This is a genomic window from Proteus faecis (genome assembly GCF_030286765.1).
Classification (GTDB): domain Bacteria; phylum Pseudomonadota; class Gammaproteobacteria; order Enterobacterales; family Enterobacteriaceae; genus Proteus; species Proteus faecis.
The window spans coordinates 1-1949 of sequence record NZ_JASVWV010000045.1 but is presented as its reverse complement, the minus strand read 5'-3'; the positions used below and the strand labels follow the sequence as shown (position 1 = coordinate 1949).

Here is a 1949-nt window from a genome sequence, read left to right as displayed (position 1 = left end):
AGAGTCCTGTAATGCTCTTCTTCACTGCCTTCTTTCTTTTTTTAACGACTTGTGTGACGCCCTGCGTTTTTCCCGGTAATGGTACACTCCCTTTACAATCCGGATAATGCTGACAACTCCAGAAACGTCCTTTACTGCTTTCCCGTAATACCATCTTCCCCTGACACACCGGGCAGGATGGCATCGGTGGCAGATCCAGCGCCAGCGGCATTTCCCCGCCTTTTTTAATGAGATGAGACAGCCAGCTGATTTGCTTTTGCATAAACACATCCAGAGACAGGTGTCCCAGAGCCACCTGTTCGAGTGATTGTTCCCATAACGCTGTCATACCCGGATCCGTACAGGCTGCCGGCAGGGCATCAATCAGCTGACAACCGGTGTCTGTCGCCCGGAGTGTTTTTTTCTGTCTGACAATCAATTTCCTGTTTTCCAGCGTGGTGATGATCCCTGCCCGGGTTGCTTCTGTTCCCAGCCCCGCATTCTCTTTCAGGACTTTTTTTAATGTCGGATCAGTAATAAAAGATGACGCATTTTTCATGGCTGCAATCAATGTGCCATCCGTATACGGTTTCGGCGGCGAGGTCGCCAGTTGTACAACCTTTGCCTCCGCTATTGCACAGACTCCTCCTTCATGAAGAGGCGGCAATGTTTCCGTTCCGGTTTCCAGCCCGTTTTCTGTCTCTTCCTTTACTGACGGATCGTCTTCATGTTTCACAAATAATACAGACCAGCCCTTCACCCTTTCGACTTTTCCTTTGGCAACAAATTGTTGTCCGCCGATATCTAAAAACACCTCCGTCGCATCCCATTCCTGATCCGGCAAAAACTGCGCCAGATAATGGGTACGGATAAGTTTGTAGACATTCAGTTCAGCCTCATTCATGGCATTCAAATCCGGTGTATGCCGGGTCGGAATAATCGCATGGTGAGCCGTAATTTTTGCATCATTCCAGACCCGTGAAATACGCGCCGGCTGCAATTGCGCCAGCACATACTGTAAGGCCGGATCACTTTGTGACAAGGCATTTAAAACAACCGGTATATCGGCACGCATCGACACCGGCAGATATCCGCAATCCGTCCGGGGATACGTGGTGGCTTTATGTTTTTCATACAGACTTTGCGCGATTTCAAGCACTTTATCAGCGGAATATCCCCAACGCTTTGAGGCAGCCTGCTGAAGTGTCCCGAGATCAAACGGCAGCGGCGGCAATGCTTTTCCTTTCGTTTCATTTACCGTACATACCGTCGCCTTGCCTGCCTGCCGGCACAGTTGTTCCACCGCCTGAGCCGCCTGAACATTAATACAACGATGCTCATCATCACAATATTGCACAGCAGGTCGCCAGTGAGCCTGAAAAACAATCCCCTGATGCTGTAAAGACGCGGTTACCCGCCAGAACGGTTTGGAAACAAAGTGCGTGATTTCTCTTTCCCGCCGGACAATCAGGGCCAGTGTGGGAGTCTGGACACGTCCGACCGACAATATCCCGCCAAAACCCAGTTCCCGGGCTTTGAGGGTAAATAAACGCGTCATATTCATGCCGATAAGCCAGTCCGCTCTTGCACGTCCCAATCCCGCAGAATATAAGGAGGCTGTTTTCTCGCCGGGTAACAGGTTATTTAAGGCCTGCCTGATACTCGCCTCATCCAGCGCTGACAGCCATAAACGTTGTATCTTTTTCCTGTAATGACAGGCCTCCAGTAATTCACGGGCAATCACCTCCCCTTCCCTGTCTGCATCCGTGGCAATCACCACCTCCGTCGCCTGACTGAGTAACTGTTTTATGGTCCGAAACAACGAAACTGCATCTTTTTTAACCACCATTTTCCACTGTTCAGGAATAACGGGTAAGGCACTTTGTCGCCAGGGCGCGGCAAACTGCGCACCATAAGCTTCCGGTTCAGCCTGTTCCAGCAGATGACCTCTTGCCCAGGCGACCTGAACA

General features: G+C 50.6%; 1 protein-coding gene. It reads right to left on the bottom strand.

What is annotated here, in order from left to right; all coding sequences use genetic code 11:
• A partial coding sequence (locus QSH13_RS18355) for a DNA topoisomerase III (RefSeq protein WP_286047537.1) occupies positions 1-1949 on the bottom strand: 1949 nt, incomplete at both ends.